The sequence below is a fragment of the Bradyrhizobium sp. AUGA SZCCT0177 genome (assembly GCF_018130125.1).
Taxonomy (GTDB): domain Bacteria; phylum Pseudomonadota; class Alphaproteobacteria; order Rhizobiales; family Xanthobacteraceae; genus Bradyrhizobium.
Map to the genome: position 1 here is coordinate 47,674 of NZ_JAFCMA010000026.1, position 18,107 is coordinate 65,780.

An 18,107-nucleotide genomic window follows, 5' to 3' on the forward strand; every position below is an offset into this window, starting at 1 on the left:
TCGTATCGTCATCCCGTTATGGTCAGGCCGCGCGCACCGAGTCGAGGAACTTGCCGACCTCTTGCTTGAGACGGTTGCTGTCGCCCGACAATGATTGCGCGGCGGAGAGAACCTGCGTGGAGGCGGAGCCGGTCTCGGAGGCGCCGCGCTGCACGTCGGTGATGTTGGAGGACACCTGCTGGGTGCCGTGGGCGGCCTGCTGCACGTTGCGGGAGATTTCCTGCGTCGCAGCACCCTGCTCTTCCACGGCCGCGGCAATGGTCGAGGAGATCTCCGACAGCTTTTCGATGGTGCCGCTGATTTCCTTGATCGCGTTCACGGAGTCCTGGGTCGCCGCCTGGATGCCTGATATCTGCTGGCCTATCTCGCCGGTGGCCTTGGAGGTCTGCTCGGCCAGCGCCTTCACTTCCGACGCCACGACCGCGAAACCACGGCCGGCATCGCCGGCGCGCGCCGCTTCGATGGTGGCGTTGAGCGCCAAGAGATTGGTCTGCTCGGCGATGGTGTTGATCAGCTCGACGACGTCGCCGATCCGGCTCGCCGCCTTCGACAATTGGCTGACGCGGTCGTTGGTGGTGCGGGCCTGGTCGACGGCCGCAGTGGCCATCCGCGCCGATTCCTGAACCTGACGGCTGATCTCGTTGACCGAGGAGGACAACTCTTCGGTCGCTGACGCCACCGACTGCACGTTGGTGGAAGCTTCCTCGGAGGCTGCGGCCACCATCGTGGTCAGTTCCTGGGCGCGCTCGGCGTTCGACGTCAGCGTGCCGGCGGAGGCTTCCAGTTCGCTCGAGGCCGACGACACGGTCTCGACGATCTCGCCGACCGCCGTCTCGAAGTTATCGGCGAGCTTGATCATGTCGTCCTTGCGCTGCCGGGCGGCGATCTGGTCCTGCTTGATCTTCGTCTCGGCTTCGTCGCGGGCCTTCTGCTCGGCATTCTCTCTGATGATCGTGACCGTCTTGGCGAGGTCGCCGATTTCGTCGCCGCGCCTGGCGCCGGGAATCACGACGTCGAGGTTGCCGCCGGCCATCTCACCCAGCGCGCCGTTCAGGCGCATCATCGGACGGGAGATCCCAAGGAAGGAAAACACCATCGATGCAAACAGCGCGATAATCACCACGATACCCATCGCGAGGCTGACCGTGCTGGCCCGTTCGGTCTCGGCGGCGGCTTCTTCCTTCGATGTGGTGTAGTTCTTTCGCGCTATTTCGACCAGGCTATCCATCTGCGTGCCCGCCTCCTGGGCAAACTTGACGGTGCGGTTGGCGACAATGCCCGCCTTCAATTCCTCGATCTTGACCACTTCGTCATTGGCGGCCAGGAAACGTTTGACGATCGAATCCAGCGAACTGACCACCACCAGCAGATCGCGGTCATCGGCCTCGCCCCGCAACAGGTTGAAATTGGCCTTGAGCGCGGCCTGGGTCTTGGCGATCTGGGCGATCAGGCTGACATCGCCGGTGGCGCCCAGCCGCCAGACCATGGCTCGCAACGCGTTGACCTTGGCGTCGGCCATATGCAGCAGCTTTTCGATCTCGAGCTTGTTGTCGAGCTTGGCCAGCGCGGGTGACGCCAATTGGGTCTCGATCGCCTTGGTCCATTCAGCCGAAATCGCCGAGCGCTTGTCGATCACCGTGAGAAGATTGAGCTGCGTCTTCGCCAGCTCATCGACGCCAGTCGTGTAGGAATTCATCAGCGACCTGATTTTCTCCAGGCGCTGCTTGATCTCCGGTATCGCCGCAATCGCCAGCGCGTCATCCAACGCCTTGGCTTCAGTGGCTTTCAATCGATTGAGCTCAGCCGCATTCCTTTCGACGTCCGCGGCCTTTGTCGACAGGCGGATGTTGCGCGCGGCAAGCTCGATCTGCCGTCCGTTCAAATTAGCTGTTATCGCGGCGTCGATGACCCGCTGCGAGCGATCCGCACGGCTGTTTGCCGCCTCGATCGCCCGTTCCGACATCATCTGGTTGGCCACCATGCCGCCCGCCAGCAATATGCCGACGGCGCCGGCCAGGCCCAGTTTATATCCGATGCGATTGAGCTTGATCATTGTCAGCGAACCCCAAATTTCCCCAAAACGCGCAGTCGGCGATGGCCAGCGGGAACCACCGAACAGCGCGCGCGCCGTAAAGATGGTGCTCTTGTAAACAAGACTGGTTAATTTTAGCTCAGTAGAGGCTACCGAGTAGCCCAACCGGATTTCGCTGCAAGGTTGCAGAACGCAAAAGCCCGGCCCCCTTGGGAGCCGGGCTCTTCGCCGGTGATCGGCCGGGTGTCAGGCTGCCCGGACCGAATCCAGGAACTTGCCGACTTCGAGCTTGAGGCGGTTGCTGTCGCCGGACAGCGACTGCGCCGCCGACAGCACCTGCGAGGAAGCCGAGCCGGTCTCGCTGGCGCCGCGCTGGACGTCGGTGATGTTGGCCGAGACCTGCTGGGTGCCTTGCGCCGCCTGCTGCACGTTGCGGGAGATTTCCTGTGTCGCAGCCCCCTGCTCTTCCACCGCGGCGGCGATGGTCGACGAAATCTCCGACAGCCGCTCGATGGTGCCGCTGATTTCCTGGATTGCGTTGACCGACTCCTGGGTCGCGGCCTGGATGCCTGATATCTGCAGGCCGATCTCGCCGGTGGCTTTCGCGGTCTGCTCGGCCAACGCCTTCACTTCCGACGCCACGACGGCGAAGCCGCGGCCGGCTTCGCCGGCGCGCGCCGCCTCGATGGTGGCATTGAGCGCCAGCAAATTGGTCTGGCCTGCGATGGTGTTGATCAATTCGACGACGTCACCGATCCGGCTCGCCGCCTTCGACAATTCGCTGACCCGGTCGTTGGTGACGCGGGCCTGGCCGACGGCGTCGGTCGCCATGCGTGCCGATTCCTGCACCTGGCGGCTGATCTCGTTGACCGACGACGACAGTTCTTCGGTCGCTGACGCCACCGACTGCACGTTGGTGGAAGCTTCCTCGGAAGCCGCCGCCACCGCTGTCGTCAGCGACTGCGAACGTTCGGCGGTCGCCGACAGCGTGCCGGCCGAGGCTTCGAGCTGCGTCGAAGCGGACGACACCGTCTGCACGATCTCGCCGATGACAGATTCGAAATTGCGGGTGATGCCGTCGACCCGGCGGCCGCGCTCGATCTTGGCTTCGGCGTCAAGGGCCGCGGCCTCATCGGCCGCCTCCTTCGCGATCAGCGCCTGCTTGAACACCTGCAAGGTGTCCGCCATGGCGCCGATCTCGGTCTTCTCGCCCTGATGCGGAACTTCCGCTCTGAGGTCGCCTTTGCCCAGCGCCTGCATCGGGGTGACGATGGAAGCGATGCCGGTTGAGACGTCGCGAACCAGATAGATGCTGACGGCAATGCCGATGATGACGGAGGCGCCGAGAATCACGGCCAGCATCATGAAGGCGGACGCGTAGCTGTCAGCCGCGCTCTGAGCCGCCCTGTCGGCACCGGCGTTGTTGAGGTCGATGTCCTTCTTCAGGACGGCGTCGGCCTCGAGTCCGATCTTGTTGACCGTCTTCGAGTTCATTTCATGCGCCTCGAGCGGAACCTTGCCGACGGCACTGCGCGACAGCGCCATTACTTCCTCGGTACCCTTCTTGTATCGCTCCCAGAGGTCGGACCATTCCTTGTAGAGCGCGCGCTCCTCCGGGGAGGCGATCATCGGCTCGTAGAGCGCGCGAATCTTGTTGTTGTTCTCGACCACGCTCGCCAGGGTTTTTTCCTGGGCCTGCTTTCCTTCCAGCGTCCCGACCAGCATGTGCTCGCGGATCACGTTGCGGTAGGTGATGACGCCGGCGCGCAGGTCGCCGAGCACGCGAACGCTCGGCATCCAGTTGGTCGTGATATCAACGGTGTCGGCGTTCATTGCCCGCATGTTGCGGACCGCCAGCAGGCCCATGCCCGTCATCGCGACCAGCAGGAAGGCAACGACAGTAATGATTTTGGCGCGGATCGAGTACTTGGCAAGCATGGGTTGGAATCTCTTGGTTTTGGACGCGCGCAAGACGCGCCGGTTGCGACGGGCGGGTTAAGTCGACGCCCTTACACGCAGCAGAATCTTATTCGTTCTCAGGTTGTGTTAATTTGGCGCACCGTAAAAATACGGTACGCGACAGAAGTCTCTGAGAAATGAATAGCGTAGGACGCTCAGCGCATCAGCTTGAGTGCGTCGGAAAAGAATTCGGCGCCGCCGAAATTGCCCGATTTCAGTGCAAGCAGCATCTCGCCGTTTTTCGCGCCCACCGCGCGCAGAACCGGCACGCCTGCAGCGATTTCTGCGCCGACGAGGAAGCCGGGAATCCCCAGGCGATCGACCACGGCGCCTGAAGTTTCACCACCGGCGACGACCAGCCGGCGCACGCCGGACTGCACCAATCCGTCCGCGATGTCGGCCATCGCCTGCTCGATGGCATGTCCGGCTGCATCGCGGCCATGCCGGGATTGCAGAGCTGCGACCTGATCCGGCGTCGAGCTACTCGCGATCAGCAGCGGGCCGTCACCGATTCGCTCCTTTGCCCACGCCAGCGCTCGCCGCGCCTCATCCGCGCCAGCGACGACGCGGTCGGGATCGAGATGCAAAACCGGCATCGCCTTTTCGGCATTGGCAATTTGCTGCAGCGTCGCCTGCGAACAACTGCCGGCCAGGCACGCGGCCGGTCCGCCGACCGGCGCATCGGCGTTCGCCTTTGTCACGTTCGATTTAGCCTTGCCGGAAGCCATCATCGCCCGCGCGAGGCCGAGCCCGATGCCGGAGGCGCCGACCGACAATCGATGATCGAGCGCGACGTTGCCGATGGTTTCCAGATCGCGGTCGAACACCGCGTCGATGATGGCGGCGCCGATGCCTTTGCCGGCGAGATCGGCAAGACGCGCGCGCACAGAAGCTTCCCCGCGCGCGAGCGTTGCAAGGTCGACCAGTCCGACTTTCGTCTGGCTCTGGCGCGCCAGCACCCGCACCAGATTGGAATCATGCATCGGGTTGAGCGGATGATCCTTCAGCGGACTTTCGTTCAGCGGCACGGCGCCAACGAACAGATTGCCCTGATAGACGGTGCGGCCGGTTTCCGGAAAGGCCGGCGTCACCAGCACGATGGCATCGCCGGAGTCGCCGCGCAGCGCATCCATCACAGGACCGATATTGCCGGCGTCGGTGGAATCGAAGGTCGAGCAGATCTTGAACAGCACGTGATCAGCGCCACGGCTGCGCAGCCATTTCTCCGCCGATCGCGAGCGCGTGACGGCCAGGCCCGCCTCGATCGAGCGGCTCTTCAGCGACACCACGACCGCGTCGACTTCCGGCAGCGCGAGATCGTCAGAGGGCACGCCGATAGTCTGCACCGTGCGCAGGCCGCAGCGCGTCAGCGTGTTGGCGAGATCGGATGCGCCGGTGTAGTCGTCGGCGATGCAGCCCAAAGACAATTTCACGATTTTGCTCCGGCGTAGGGTTTGAACCAGCCGAGGCCGTCGGTGGTGTTGCCGCGCGGGTTATATTCGCAGCCGACAAAGCCGCCATAGCCGAGCCGGTCGAGCTCAGCGAACAGGAACGGATAGTTCAACTCCTCGCCGTCGGGTTCGTTGCGCGAGGGGATGCTGGCGATCTGGATATGGCCGATGATTGGCATCATCTCGCGCAGCCGCATGGTGACGTCGCCATGGATGATCTGGCAGTGATAGATGTCGAACTGCAGCTTCAGGTTCGGAATCTTCAGCTCCACGATCAGGTCGCGGGCGAAGCCAAAATCGTTGAGGAAATAGCCGGGCACGTTGCGCGAGTTGATCGGCTCGATCACCACGTCGAGGCCATGGGGCGCGAAGAACTCGGCCGTCCAGGCCACCGACTTGTAGAAGGCCTCTACCGCCTTGCGATCGCCCCGGTCGGCAATCCCGGCCATCAGGTGCAGCCGCTTGACGCCGGTCGCCTGCGCATAGGGCAGCGCGGTCTGCAGGCTGTTCTTGAGATCGTCGAAACGTTCCGGCAGCGCCGCAAAACCCTTTTCGCCGGCATTCCAGTCGCCCGGCGGCAGGTTGAACAGCGCCTGCGTCAACCCGGCGCCCTTGAGCCGCGAGCCTACTTCGTCGGCCGGATGCTCATAGGGAAACAGGAATTCGACGGCGGTGAAGCCCGCTTTCGCGGCGGCGTCGAAGCGGTCGAGGAACGGGACCTCGTTGAACATCATAGTGAGATTGGCGGCAAAGCGGGGCATGTTCTGTCCTCTTGTGTGTCGCGATTATTTCGGCTCGCCCGGCAGATGCGTGCCGGTAACGCGGGCATACATCCGCGCCACCGAGGCGTCGTCGTCGCGGCCCATGCCGGAGGCCGCCGTCATCAGGAACATCTGCAACGCGGCGGCGGCGACCGGGACCGGGAATTTCGCCGATCGAGCCATGTCCTGGATGATGCCGAGGTCTTTGACGAAAATCTCCACCGCACTGCGCGGCGCGTAGTCGCCATCGAGCACGTGCGGCATGCGGTTCTCGAACATCCAGGAATTGCCGGCGGAGGCCGTGATCACTTCATAGACCTTTTTGATGTCGAGGCCCTGCTTGGCGGCAAACGTAATCGCTTCCGAGGCCGCGGCGATGTGCACGCCGGCCAATAGCTGGTTGATCATCTTGAACGCGGCGCCCTGCCCGGCGGCATCGCCGAGCTCATAGAGTTTGGCCGCCATCGCATCGAGTGCCGGGCGCGCCTTGGCGAACGCGGCGGCGCTGCCCGAGGCCAGAATGGTGAGTTCGCCCTGCGCCGCGCGCTGCGCACCGCCGGAGATCGGCGCGTCCAGATAGAGCCGGCCGGTTTCCTCGAGCTGTTTCGCCAGCCGCCGCGCTACATCGGGATCCATGGTGGCGGAGGAGATGAACACCGCCCCCTTGGCCAGGGTTTCCGCAACGCCATTGGCGCTAAACAGGATGGCTTCGGTTTGCGCGGCGTTGACGACGACGCTGACGACGATATCGGCGGCCTTGGCCGCCTCCGCCGGGGTTTTGGCACCGTTGCCGCCGTCGGCCACGAACCGCGCCACAGACTCCGCCGAGACGTCGCAGCCCGTCACCTCAAACCCGGCGCGGCGCAGCGAGGTGGCCATGCCAAAGCCCATCGAGCCCAGCCCGATGACGGCGGCGCGCGGTTTTGCAGATTCTGGCATTGTGGCGTTTCCTTGTGCTCTTGGAGTCTGACCCTTGCGGCTTTGCCTCTGGGTATCACGGCTTGGCCGCGCTGCCAAAGCGTGAGAAAAGGCTCGCGAAACGGGGTTTGGGCCATGAGCGAGACAAGGATTCGGGAGGAAATCTGCCGCCTCGGCCGCTCGCTGTTCGAGCGCGGGCTGACGCCGGGCTCCTCGGGCAATATCAGCGTCAGGCTCGACGATGGTGGCTGGCTGGTGACCCCGACCAACGCCTCGCTCGGTTCGCTCGACCCGGCCCGGCTGTCGCGGCTGGGGCCCGACGGCAAACTCCTCTCCGGCGACGCCCCGACCAAGGAAGTGCCGCTGCACACCGCCCTCTATCAGACCCGCAGCGCCGCGCGCGCCGTGGTGCATCTGCATTCGACCCATTCGGTGGCGCTCTCGATGCTGCCGGAGATCGATCCCCGCGCCGCATTGCCGCCGATGACGCCCTATTACCTGATGAAATGCGGCCAGACCGCATTGGTGCCGTATTTCCGGCCCGGCGATCCGGCGGTGGCGGACGCCATCAAGGGACTGGCCGGCAAATATTCTTCCGTGCTGCTGGCCAATCATGGGCCGGTGGTATCGGGCGACACGCTGGAAGCCGCGGTGTTCGCGATCGAGGAACTGGAAGAGACGGCGAAATTGTATCTGCTGCTGCGCGGGCTGAACCCGCGGTATCTGTCACCGGAACAGGTGGCGGATTTGACGAAGGTGTTCGGGCTGGTGCTGCCGGAGCATGGGCACGAGCACGATTAGCCATTGCCGCCAGCCCCGTCATTGCGAGCGTAGCGAAGCAATCCATGGCGGCCGCGTGCGGAGAGATGGATTGCTTCGTCGCTGCGCTCCCGTGCGCAAACGCTTCGCGTTTGTCGCAGGCAATGACGTGGAGAGGCCTCCCATCACCGCTCACACAACTACAATCCCAGATACGCCTTCCTTACATCCGGATTGGTCCTGATGTCAGCCGCGCTGCCCTGCATCAGCACGCGGCCGGTTTGCAGGATGTAGGCGCGGTCGGCGATTTCGAGGCACTCCGCCATCCGCTGCTCGACGATCAAGACGGTCATGCCGGTGTCGCGGATGCGTTTCACCGCCTGGAAGATTTCATCGACCAGCTTCGGCATGATGCCCTGCGAAGGCTCGTCGAGCATCAAGAGCCGCGGCCGCGTCATCAGCGCGCGGCCGATCGCCAGCATCTGCTGCTCGCCGCCCGAAAGCGTTTCGGCGCGCTGATCCAGCCGCTCCGACAGCCGAGGGAACAGCTTGAACACCAGGTCCAGCGGCGCCTCGCGGTCGGCTTCGCCGCGATAGAGGTAACTGCCGAGCCGCAAATTGTCGCGCACCGAGAGCCGCGGAAACAGCCGGCGGTTTTCCGGCACATAGGCGATGCCGCGCGAGGTAATGACATGCTGCGCCAGGCCGTCGATCCGCTCGCCGTCGAAGGTGACGGTGCCGGAACGCGGACGCTCGGCGCCGGCGATCGATTTCAGCAGCGTCGACTTGCCGGCCCCGTTGGCGCCGGCGACGCAGACGACCTCGCCCTTGGCGACCTCGATCGTGACAGCCGAGATCGCGACCAGCCCCTGATAGGCGGTGGTGACTTCATGCACCGACAGCATGACGATCCCCCAAATAGGCGGTGATGACTTTCGGATCGCGAACGACGTCGGCGGGCTTGCCCTCGACCAGCACCTTGCCGAGATCGAGCACGATGGCGCGATCGACCAGCGGCATCACGATTTCCATGACGTGCTCGACCATCAGAATGGTAACGCCGGTGTCGCGCACCTTGCGTACCAGTTCGACGCCGGTCTGGGCCTCGAGCGGCGTAAGACCGGTCAGGCATTCGTCGAGCAGCAGCAGTTTTGGTTCGGTCGCCAGCGCGCGCGCCACTTCGAGGCGGCGTTTTTCCGACGGGACCAGATCGCTGGCGAGCACATTGGCGCGCGCGGCCAGGCCGCAGAACTCCAGCACTTCATGGGCCTTCTGCCGCGCTACGCGCATCACGGTGTTTCGCATCAGCGCGCCGACGATGACATTGTCGATCACGCTCATGGTCTCGAAGCTTTTCACGACCTGAAAGGTCCGGGCCACGCCGCGCACGCACCGCTCGGCTGCCGGCAGCGCGGTGACGTCTTCGCCGTCGAACCAGATCGTCCCTTGCGTCGGCGGCAGTACGCCCGCAATCAGATTGAACAGCGTCGATTTGCCGGCGCCGTTCGGCCCGATCAGGCCGACGATCTCGCCGCGCCCGACCGAGATCGAGACGTCGCTGTTGGCGACGAGCCCGCCGAAGCGTTGCCAGACGCCGCGGGTTTCCAGCAGGGGCGTGCTCATCGCGTCGCCTCCTTGCGCCTGGGCGTGAACAGCGAGACCAGGCCTTGCGGCCGCGCCAGCGAGATCGCGATGATCAGGCCGCCATAGACGATCAGATCGACACCGCGGCCGGAACCGCCGGCATAGGACCGCGTCAATTCCGTGACCGGAATCAGGATGACGGCCCCCAGCATCGGCCCCCACAGCGTGCCGATGCCTCCGAGCACCGCGGGCAGCGCCATCAGCAGCGAGATGTGAAAGCCCATGATGCTCTCGGGATCGATATAGGAGACGAACTGCGCATAGAAGCTGCCGCCGACCGCGACCAGAAACGCCGAGACCGCGGCTGCGCCCATCTTGGAATTGAACACGACGACACCAAGGCTTTCAGCGGCGTCCGGATTGTCCTTCACCGCGCGCCACCAATAGCCCCATTTGGAATCCTCCAGCCACCAGGTGACGAACCAGGCGACGCAGGCCAGCGCCAGCGCAAAGTAGAAGTACGGCAGCTTGCTGCGCGCGAACTGGAATTTGAGCCAGCTGTCGCCGCGCACGGGAATCTCGATGCCCAGTGCCGCGCCCGCCCAATCCCAGTTGTGGAACAGCAAGAGCCCGATCTCGGCAATGACGATGGTGGCGATCGCGAAATAATGTCCGCGCAGGCGGAAGCAGGGATAGCCCAGCCCCATCGCAATGACAGCCGATATCAGGCCGCCGCCGAGCATGCCGAACCACGGCAGGACGCCGAACTTGGTGAACAGCAGCGTCGTGGTATAGGCGCCAATTCCGAAATAGAGCGCGTGACCGAGCGAGATCTGTCCGCAATAGCCGGAGAGGATATTCCAGCTCTGCGACAGCGCCGCCCACATCAGCGTTAGCACCATGATGTTCTGGACGTAGGAGTCCTTGACGAACAGCGGCACCACGGCAGCGATGGCGGCGAGGCAGAATGCGACGATCAGGTCGCGGCGACGGCGTTTTGCGAAATCCGTATCCATCACATCGACCCGAACAGACCGCGCGGCCGCACGAACACGACCAGGAGATAAACCGCATAGATGCCGACCGACTTCAGCGAAGGCGGCAGGATCAATGCGGTGGTGGCTTCGACCAGGCCGACGATGATGCCGCCGGCAAAGGCCCCGAACACGCTGCCGAAACCGCCGAGCGCCACCGTGACGTAGGCAATCAGCGCAAACGACGCACCGACGTCGGGATAAATATAAAAGAAGATCGACATGATGGCGCCGGCGAGACCCACCAGCGCTGCACCGAGGCCCCAGCCGAGCGCGAACACGCGGTTCTTGTCGATACCGACCAGCGCCACGGCGCCGGCATCCTCGCGGGTGGCTTCGAGCGCGCGGCCGAAATCGGTGCGGTTGATGAAGAAGTAGAGCCCGCCGAAGGCCGCCATCGCCACCGCCGCGCCGATCAGTTGCGGCTGGGGCAGGAAGATGCCGCCGATCGAGATGGTTTTGCCGCCAAGCCATGAATGGGTGACGCTGCGGTAATCCGGCGTGAAGAAGAACTGCGCCACGCCGCGCATCACGATCGCAAGCCCGAAGGTGGAGAAGATCTGCACCATGCCGGCATTGGCCTTTGCCCTGACCGCGAAGCGTACGATCAGGAGATAGACCACGGCGCCAAAGACGAACAACGCCGCAGCGACCAGCGGCGCCGCCAACAATGGATCGATCGCGAAGAACGCGAACAGGAAGAACGACGCGTACATCGCGATCATCAGGAATTCGCCATGGGCGAAATTCACGACGTCCATCAGGCCGAAGATCAGCGCGAGGCCGACCGCAATCAGCCCGTAGAGCAGCCCCATCAGGAGGCCGCTCGCCAGGCTTTGGATAATGGTCTCGGCTGTCATGTCCCCCGCCCCCGTGTCCGGCCGTTACTTCATCGGCCAGACGGCCTCGGCGACCGCGCCTTGCGGCGGGGAGATGGTGACGAACTTGCCGCCGATATACTGCAGCAGCACCGGATCGGCGTCGTTGTTCTGGCCGAGCTCGTCGAACTTCACGCGCTTCCAGGGCATGATGGTCTGCTCGCCCGGGATTTCGGTCGCGGCCAGCGCCGCGCGGATCTTTTCACCGTCGGTCGCCTTGGCGCGGTTGATGGCGTCCGCCAGCACGATCAGGCCCATGAACTCGCGCGAGGTGTTGTCGTTCAGGTCCTTGCCCGACTTCGCCTTGAACAAATCGTTGATCTTGCCGACCATCGGCCGCTTGGCGGCGAGATCGAGCGAGAAGCTGCCGCGGGTGATGACGCCCTCGAGCTTGTCGCCGACCGCGTCGTACAGCGCCTTTTCGGAAAAGCCCGCGGCCTGCGCCACGATGGCCTTCGGCTTGTAGCCAAGCTCGGCCATGGTCTTGACCAGCATGATGCCGTCGGTGGTGTAGCTCGAGGGCATCAGCACGTCGGCGTTCGCCGACTTGAGCTGCTGGACCTCTGCCGACAGCGACGGCGAATTGGAACGGTACTTGATGTCGGCAACGATCTTGTATCCGCGCTCATTCGCAAGCTTGATCTGCGCGTTCGCGGAGTCGGTTCCGAAGATGGTGTCCTCGTGGAACAGGGCCAGCGTCTCGATCTTGGTGCCCTTCTTCTTCAAGGCGTCGTAGAAGTCGAACATCGCCTTGGTGAACATTTCGTCGTGGGGCGCGGCGCGGAAGAAGAATTTCAGGCCACGGGTATGCAGGCTCGGCGACGAGTTGTCAGCCGAGACAAACGGGGTCTGATAGCGCTCGCAGATCTGGCTGATGGTGACCGCCACCGAGCTCTGGTAGCTGCCGATGATGGCGCAGACTTTCTCCTGCGTGATCAGGCGCTCGGCTTCGGCACGGCCCTTCTGGGGATCGCCCTGATGGTCGGCGAACACGAGGCGAATCTTGGCGCCGCCGAGGCCAGGCAATCCGGCATCCTTTGCCAGCGGCAGCTCGAAATCATGCTTGTTGTTGATGATGTCGGTGGCGGTGACATAGGCGTGCTGCGCGTCGACGCCGATCTGCGCATTGGCGCCGGACATCGGATAGGTGACGCCGATCACCACTTCGGGCGTTTGCGCGCGGGCCGCGATCGGCGCGAGAGCGGCGGCAGCGGTGGCTCCAAGCAATACATTGCGGCGCGTGATCGTCATTGCAAATCCCCTTTTGAACGGCTGACATCGATGAAGCGGTTGGCGGTTACGGTAAAGCCTCAATGATCGGCACGAGCTGCATCAAAGCACGGCAAGCGCCTTGTTCTGCAAATCGGTCACCAGCATCAATCCAGGCGCATGCGTGATCGCAAACGGCAATTTGGCCGCCGCGATCACCGATTGCGGCGTCACACCGCAGGCCCAGAACACCGGAATCTCGTCGTCCCCGACCGGCACCGCGTCGCCGTAGTCGGGCTTGTTGACATCGGCGATCCCGATCGAATGCGGATGACCGAGATGAACGGGCGCACCGTGCACCGAAGGAAAGCGCGAGGTGATCTGCACGGCGCGGATCGCATCCGCCGGTTTGAACGGCCGCATCGACACCACCATTGGACCCGCAAACGGGCCCGCCGCGCCGCAGGCGATGTTGGTGCGGTACATCGGCACGCGCACATTGCGCTCGATGTGGCGGATCGGCAGGCTGTCCGCCAGCAGCGCTTCCTCGAATGAATAGGAGCATCCGATCACGAACGCCACCAGGTCGTCGCGCCAGTGCGCGGTAATGTCGGTCGGCTCTTCCACCACTTCGCCGTCGCGCCAGACGCGATAGCGCGGCAGGTCGGTGCGGATGTCGAGGTCGAGGCCGAGCGAGGGAATTCTGAAATCACCGACATCGGACATGCCGATGATCGGGCACGGTTTGGGGTTGAGCTGGCAGAACCGGTGAAACGACGCCGCGAGCTTTTCCGGCAGGATCACCAGATTGCCCTGCACGAAGCCGTTGGCGACACCGGCCGTGGTGGTGGCCATGCCGGTCCGGCAGGCGTGCCGGGCGGCGACGCTGGGCGATAAATTCGCCGTATCGAGGCCGGGTCGTTCCGTCTTTGCCAAGCTGGTCATCGTTGCAACAGCTCCAATCAGGTCGACATCTACTCCCGCATATGGCTATTATAATGTCTAATCGTCATTTTTAATCAAGATCGATAAAATTAATTTATCGATATGCGGGCAGAGGGTGCATGGTCGATTTCAAGGCAATCGAGACCTTCATGTGGGTGGTGACGCTCGGCAGCTTTCGCGGTGCTGCGCAGAAGCTCAACACCACCCAGCCCGCCATCTCGCAGCGGATCGCCCAGCTCGAACGCGAGGTGGGCGTGAGATTGTTACAGCGCGAGCGCCGCATGGTGATGCCGACACCGAGCGGCCGGCAATTGCTGGTCTATGCCGAGAAACTGATCGGGCTGCGTTCGGAAATGCTGGCTGTGGTCGGCGACCACTCGGCGATGCGCGGCGTGCTGCGGCTCGGCGTCGCCGAGACCATCGTCCACACCTTCCTGACGCAGCTGATCAAGAGCGTCAATCACACCTATCCCAACCTCTCGCTCGAGATCGAAGTCGACATCACCTCGAATTTGCGCAACCGGCTGCTGGCGCAGGAGATCGAACTGGCGTTCCTGCTCGGGCCGGTGACGGGGCCGACCATCAGCAACCGGGTGCTGTGCGATTATTCGGTTGGATTCCTTGCCAGTCCTTCGCTCGGACTCGGCAAGGAACGGCTGTCGGTGCATGACCTCGCCAAATTTCCCATCATCACCTTTCCGCGCAAGACGCCGCCTTACGAAATCGTCCGGTCGCTGTTCAACCGACCCGACCTGCCACCGATGCGCCTGCACGCCAGCGCCTCGCTCGGAACGGTCAAACACATGGCGATCGAAGGCCTCGGCATTGCGGTGATTCCAACGGCGATCGTCGAAAGCGAAATCGCGGATGGCAGGCTGCAATTGCTGTCGACCAACCTGCAGATGCCATTGTTGACGTTTTCGGCGAGCTGGCTGGCTTCTCCGGACACCATCGCGGTCGAACGGGTGGCTGAATTGGCGGCCTCGCTCGCGCAAGGTGGCGTCGTTGTTGACGCGCCGCTGCAGGCGCGTCATTGAAGCGGATCGGGTGAGCATCAATCAAGACCGGAATGGCTGAATGACCAAGATCGCATCCAACCTGCAAATCGATTCCGCCCGGCTGTGGGACACCATTCACGAAACCGCCAAATTCGGCGCAACGCCGAAAGGCGGCGTGCGGCGGCTGACACTCGGACCTGAGGACAAGCAGGTCCGCGACTGGTTCCGGAAAGCCTGCGAAGCCGCCGGCCTCGAGTGTCACGTCGACGCGCTCGGCTCGATGTTCGGCCTGCGCAAGGGGCGCGACATGTCGAAGGCGCCGATCGGCGTCGGTTCCCACCTCGACACCCAGCCGACCGGCGGCAAGTTCGACGGTATACTCGGCACGCTCGCCGCGCTTGAAGTGGTTCGCACCCTCAACGATGCCGGTATCGAGACCGAGACGCCGATTTGCATCTGCAACTGGACCAATGAGGAAGGCTCGCGTTTTGCGCCGGCGATGATGGCGTCGGCCGCCTATGTCGGTGATTTCACCACCGACGACATTCTGTCGCGCAAGGATGCCGAGGGCGTGACGGTGGCGGAGGCGCTCGACAGCATCGGCTATCGCGGCGAGAGCCCGGTCGGCCGGCAGAAATTCTCCAGCTTCGTCGAACTGCATATCGAGCAAGGCCCGATCCTCGAAGCCGAGAACAAGACCATCGGCGTGGTCGACTCCGGCCAGGGCGTGCTGTGGTACGACGGCAAGATCACCGGGTTCGAAAGCCATGCCGGCTCGACGCCGATGCCGTTGCGGCGCGACGCACTGGCGACGCTGTCGGAAATCGTGCTGGCGATGGAAGCAACCGCCAGGAAACACGGCCCGAAGGCGGTCGGTACCATCGGCGAGGCCGTGATCGCCAATCCCTCGCGCAACGTCATTCCCGGCGAAATCGCCTTTACGATGGATTGCCGCAGCGCGGACGCCGCGATCATGGACGCGCTGGACAGGGATTTGCGCGCGGCGATCACCGAGATCGCGGTCCGGCGCAAGGTCGACGTCAAGCTCGACTTGGTCTGGCGCAAGCCGCCGACCCATTTCGATCCGAAACTCGTCGACGCCGTCGAGAACGCCGCCACCGCGCTGGGCTATTCGCATCGCCGCATCACCTCCGGCGCCGGCCACGATGCCTGCAACCTCAATACGGTAATGCCGGCGGCGATGGTGTTCGTGCCCTGCAAGGACGGCATCAGCCACAACGAACTGGAAGACGCCACGCAGGCCGATTGCACCGCCGGCGCCAACGTCCTGATGCATACCGTGCTGGCGCTTGCCGGCGTGGCGTCATAAAATAATCAAAACCGGAGGGACTGCCGTGCGCGGTGTTTTTGTCGATGCCAATGATTCGCTGGCCGTGATCTTCGAGCGGCTGGAACAACCCGGTGACCCCAAGGTCCGTATCAACAGGGATCCCGACATCACCTCGGATCAGTATCCGGCCTTGCTCGACGGCGCTGAAATCGCCGTCGTCGATCACACCGCGCTGCCGACCGAGATTGCGAAAAAGTGCACCGGGCTGAAGCACGTGGTGTTCCTCGGCACCGGCGCGCGCAGCTACATGAATCCGGAAGAGCTCGCCGAACTCGGCATCGAGGTGCACCTGATCAAGGGCTATGGCGACACGGCCGTGGCCGAATGCGCCATCGCGCTGATGTGGGAAGGCGCGCGCGGCCTCGCCAGCATGGATCGCGGGATCCGCGCCGGCAACTGGCTGCGCGATGACGCCATGCAACTGACCGGCAAGACGCTGGGGCTGATCGGCTACGGCGGCATCGCCGCCGAAGTCGCGCGGATCGCGCTCGGCAGCGGCATGCGCGTGATCGCCTGGAACCGGTCACCCAAGAAGCACCCGAAGGTCGAGTTCGTCGAACTCGATGAGCTGCTGAGCGAGAGCGACGTCATCTCGATCCACCTGCTGCTCAACGACGAGACGCGCGGGATGGTTTCGCGTGCCTGTATCGAGGCGATGAAGCTCGGCGTCATCCTCGTCAACACCGCGCGCGGCGCCATCGTCGACGAGGAAGCGATGATCGAGGCCCTGAAATCAGGCCAGATCCGCCATGCCGGCCTCGACGTCTTCAACATCGAGCCGCTGCCGGCGGATCATCCCTTGACCAAGCTGCCCAACGTCACGCTGTCGGCGCATTCTGCGTTCCGCACGCCGGAGGCAAGCGAAAATCTGATCGGGGCGGCGCTGGAGCACTGCCGGCGGATCGCGAAGGGGAAGTAGGATTTCTGTCGTCCCGGCGAACGCCGGGACCCATACCGCGTTGTGCTGTCGGCAAAAGTAAGGTGGCCGACACCTGCCACAATCACAACCGCCGCGGCGTATGGGTCCCGGCTCAAGGCCGGGACGACGTAGAAATCAATCCACCATATCCGCGACCGCCTTGCCGCAGGCGGTCGTGTCGGCGTTGCCGCCGAGATCGCGGGTGCGCAGCGTGCGTTCGCCGAGCGTGCGCTCGATGGCGCCGACGATCGAGGCCGCCGCTTCCTTCTCGCCGAGATGCTCCAGCATCATCGCGCCCGACCAGATCATGCCGATCGGGTTGGCGATGCCCTGCCCGGCAATGTCAGGCGCCGAGCCGTGCACCGGCTCGAACACCGACGGGAAATTGCCTTCCGGGTTGATGTTGCCCGACGGCGCGATGCCGATGGTGCCGGTGCAGGCCGGGCCGAGATCGGAGAGGATGTCCCCGAACAGATTGGAGCCGACCACGACGTCGAACCAGTCCGGATGCAGCACGAAATTCGCGGTGAGGATGTCGATGTGATACTTGTCCCACTTCACCTTGGGATAGTTCTTCGCCATCGCCTCCACGCGCTCGTCCCAATAGGGCATCGTGATCGAGATGCCGTTGGACTTGGTCGCCGAGGTCAGATGTTGCTTCGGGCGTGACGCTGCGAGATCGAATGCGAATTTGAGAATGCGATCGACGCCGACGCGCGTCATCACCGTCTGCTGGGTGACGAATTCACGGTCGGTATCCGGGAACATGCGCCCGCCGACGGAAGAATATTCGCCCTCGGTATTTTCGCGCACCACCCAGAAATCGATATCGCCGGGCTTGCGGTTGGCGAGCGGCGACGGCACGCCGGGCATCAGCCGCACCGGGCGCAGATTGACGTACTGGTCGAACTCCCTGCGGAACTTGATCAGCGAGCCCCACAAGGAAATGTGATCGGGAATTTTGGCAGGCCAGCCCACCGCGCCGAAGTAGATCGCGTCGTGCTTGCCGATCTTGGCCTTCCAGTCCTCCGGCATCATCTCGCCGTGCTTTTCATAATAGTCCCAGGAGGCGAAGTCGAAATGATCGAAATGCACGGCCACGCCGTGCTTTTTCGCGGCCGCCTCAAGAACGCGCAAGCCCTCCGGCACCACTTCCTTGCCGATGCCGTCGCCGGGAATAACCGCGATCCGATAGGTTTTTTTGCTCATCCTTGAAATCCTTGGGTGGCTTGCTCTTTGGGTCGTGCGCCATGCACCAGACACGGCCTGTTGATGGCCTTGCAATGGACCAAACGGCGCGCGGGTGCAA

General features: G+C 63.6%; 16 protein-coding genes. 4 read left to right on the top strand and 12 right to left on the bottom strand.

Annotation, left to right across the window (positions count from 1 at the left end; all coding sequences use genetic code 11):
• Positions 1–22 precede the first annotated feature (22 nt).
• From JQ597_RS26860 to ltnD, 5 genes are all read right to left on the bottom strand, one after another.
• Positions 23–2,053 (bottom strand): methyl-accepting chemotaxis protein, encoded by a 2,031-nt coding sequence (locus tag JQ597_RS26860; protein WP_249148226.1) that lies wholly within the window; start codon positions 2,051–2,053, stop codon positions 23–25.
• Positions 2,054–2,278: 225 nt separating this feature from the next.
• Positions 2,279–3,970: a methyl-accepting chemotaxis protein gene (locus JQ597_RS26865; RefSeq protein ID WP_212268365.1), complete on the bottom strand. Its 1,692-nt coding sequence runs from the start codon at positions 3,968–3,970 to the stop codon at positions 2,279–2,281.
• 176 nt (positions 3,971–4,146) lie between these two features.
• The gene (gene otnK, locus JQ597_RS26870; RefSeq protein WP_212268367.1) at positions 4,147–5,424 is read right to left on the bottom strand and encodes a 3-oxo-tetronate kinase; all 1,278 of its coding nucleotides are present in this window, start codon (positions 5,422–5,424) and stop codon (positions 4,147–4,149) included.
• On the bottom strand, positions 5,421–6,203 hold the full coding sequence (otnI, locus tag JQ597_RS26875; RefSeq protein WP_212268369.1) for a 2-oxo-tetronate isomerase: 783 nt from the start codon (positions 6,201–6,203) through the stop codon (positions 5,421–5,423). The genes otnK and otnI overlap by 4 nt, the downstream gene beginning before the upstream one ends.
• 24 nt (positions 6,204–6,227) lie before the next feature.
• Entirely contained in the window at positions 6,228–7,220 is a 993-nt protein-coding gene (ltnD, locus tag JQ597_RS26880; protein ID WP_249132926.1) for an L-threonate dehydrogenase, read from the bottom strand.
• 36 nt (positions 7,221–7,256) lie between these two features.
• Here ltnD and otnC point away from each other — a divergent pair, with 36 nt between their 5' ends.
• The gene (otnC, locus tag JQ597_RS26885; RefSeq protein WP_212268371.1) at positions 7,257–7,922 is read left to right on the top strand and encodes a 3-oxo-tetronate 4-phosphate decarboxylase; all 666 of its coding nucleotides are present in this window, start codon (positions 7,257–7,259) and stop codon (positions 7,920–7,922) included.
• A 158-nt stretch (positions 7,923–8,080) separates the two neighbouring features.
• On the opposite strand, the gene JQ597_RS26890 is transcribed toward otnC, so the two are convergent.
• From JQ597_RS26890 to JQ597_RS26915, 6 genes are all read right to left on the bottom strand, one after another.
• A complete protein-coding gene (locus tag JQ597_RS26890; protein ID WP_211997511.1) occupies positions 8,081–8,785 on the bottom strand; it encodes an ABC transporter ATP-binding protein in 705 nt (234 codons plus the stop codon).
• Complete coding sequence (locus tag JQ597_RS26895; protein ID WP_212268373.1) at positions 8,769–9,503, bottom strand: ABC transporter ATP-binding protein; 735 nt, start codon at positions 9,501–9,503, stop codon at positions 8,769–8,771. The genes JQ597_RS26890 and JQ597_RS26895 overlap by 17 nt, the downstream gene beginning before the upstream one ends.
• On the bottom strand, positions 9,500–10,480 hold the full coding sequence (locus tag JQ597_RS26900; protein WP_212268375.1) for a branched-chain amino acid ABC transporter permease: 981 nt from the start codon (positions 10,478–10,480) through the stop codon (positions 9,500–9,502). Before JQ597_RS26900 ends, JQ597_RS26895 begins: the two co-directional genes overlap by 4 nt.
• Positions 10,480–11,358, bottom strand: a complete 879-nt coding sequence (locus tag JQ597_RS26905; RefSeq protein ID WP_212268377.1) for a branched-chain amino acid ABC transporter permease — start codon at positions 11,356–11,358, stop codon at positions 10,480–10,482. The genes JQ597_RS26900 and JQ597_RS26905 overlap by 1 nt, the downstream gene beginning before the upstream one ends.
• A 24-nt stretch (positions 11,359–11,382) precedes the next feature.
• A complete protein-coding gene (locus JQ597_RS26910; protein ID WP_212268379.1) occupies positions 11,383–12,627 on the bottom strand; it encodes an ABC transporter substrate-binding protein in 1,245 nt (414 codons plus the stop codon).
• Between the two features lie 81 nt (positions 12,628–12,708).
• Positions 12,709–13,530, bottom strand: coding sequence for a putative hydro-lyase (locus tag JQ597_RS26915; RefSeq protein ID WP_212268381.1), 822 nt, complete (start codon positions 13,528–13,530; stop codon positions 12,709–12,711).
• Positions 13,531–13,649: 119 nt separating this feature from the next.
• Between JQ597_RS26915 and JQ597_RS26920 the strand changes: the two genes are divergently transcribed.
• From JQ597_RS26920 to JQ597_RS26930, 3 genes are read left to right on the top strand one after another with little or no spacing between them, the layout of a single operon-like run.
• Positions 13,650–14,567 carry a LysR family transcriptional regulator gene (locus JQ597_RS26920; protein ID WP_212268383.1) on the top strand — a complete coding sequence of 306 codons (918 nt, stop codon included), beginning with the start codon at positions 13,650–13,652 and terminating at the stop codon, positions 14,565–14,567.
• A gap of 40 nt (positions 14,568–14,607) precedes the next feature.
• Entirely contained in the window at positions 14,608–15,858 is a 1,251-nt protein-coding gene (locus JQ597_RS26925; RefSeq protein WP_212268385.1) for a Zn-dependent hydrolase, read from the top strand.
• A 25-nt stretch (positions 15,859–15,883) separates the two neighbouring features.
• Entirely contained in the window at positions 15,884–16,798 is a 915-nt protein-coding gene (locus tag JQ597_RS26930; RefSeq protein WP_212268386.1) for an NAD(P)-dependent oxidoreductase, read from the top strand.
• A 135-nt stretch (positions 16,799–16,933) separates the two neighbouring features.
• Here JQ597_RS26930 and JQ597_RS26935 read toward each other — a convergent pair whose 3' ends face one another.
• Positions 16,934–18,007 (bottom strand): tartrate dehydrogenase, encoded by a 1,074-nt coding sequence (locus JQ597_RS26935; protein WP_212268388.1) that lies wholly within the window; start codon positions 18,005–18,007, stop codon positions 16,934–16,936.
• Positions 18,008–18,107: the final 100 nt, after the last annotated feature.

Coding starts and splice junctions, on each gene's coding strand:
- JQ597_RS26865 (WP_212268365.1), bottom strand. CDS start 3,970: ATGCTTGCCAAGTACTCGATCCGCGCCAAAATCATTACTGTCGTTGCC.
- JQ597_RS26915 (WP_212268381.1), bottom strand. CDS start 13,530: ATGACCAGCTTGGCAAAGACGGAACGACCCGGCCTCGATACGGCGAAT.
- JQ597_RS26860 (WP_249148226.1), bottom strand. CDS start 2,053: ATGATCAAGCTCAATCGCATCGGATATAAACTGGGCCTGGCCGGCGCC.
- otnI (WP_212268369.1), bottom strand. CDS start 6,203: ATGCCCCGCTTTGCCGCCAATCTCACTATGATGTTCAACGAGGTCCCG.
- JQ597_RS26920 (WP_212268383.1), top strand. CDS start 13,650: ATGGTCGATTTCAAGGCAATCGAGACCTTCATGTGGGTGGTGACGCTC.
- JQ597_RS26925 (WP_212268385.1), top strand. CDS start 14,608: ATGACCAAGATCGCATCCAACCTGCAAATCGATTCCGCCCGGCTGTGG.
- JQ597_RS26890 (WP_211997511.1), bottom strand. CDS start 8,785: ATGCTGTCGGTGCATGAAGTCACCACCGCCTATCAGGGGCTGGTCGCG.
- otnC (WP_212268371.1), top strand. CDS start 7,257: ATGAGCGAGACAAGGATTCGGGAGGAAATCTGCCGCCTCGGCCGCTCG.
- JQ597_RS26910 (WP_212268379.1), bottom strand. CDS start 12,627: ATGACGATCACGCGCCGCAATGTATTGCTTGGAGCCACCGCTGCCGCC.
- JQ597_RS26905 (WP_212268377.1), bottom strand. CDS start 11,358: ATGACAGCCGAGACCATTATCCAAAGCCTGGCGAGCGGCCTCCTGATG.
- JQ597_RS26895 (WP_212268373.1), bottom strand. CDS start 9,503: ATGAGCACGCCCCTGCTGGAAACCCGCGGCGTCTGGCAACGCTTCGGC.
- JQ597_RS26900 (WP_212268375.1), bottom strand. CDS start 10,480: ATGGATACGGATTTCGCAAAACGCCGTCGCCGCGACCTGATCGTCGCA.
- JQ597_RS26935 (WP_212268388.1), bottom strand. CDS start 18,007: ATGAGCAAAAAAACCTATCGGATCGCGGTTATTCCCGGCGACGGCATC.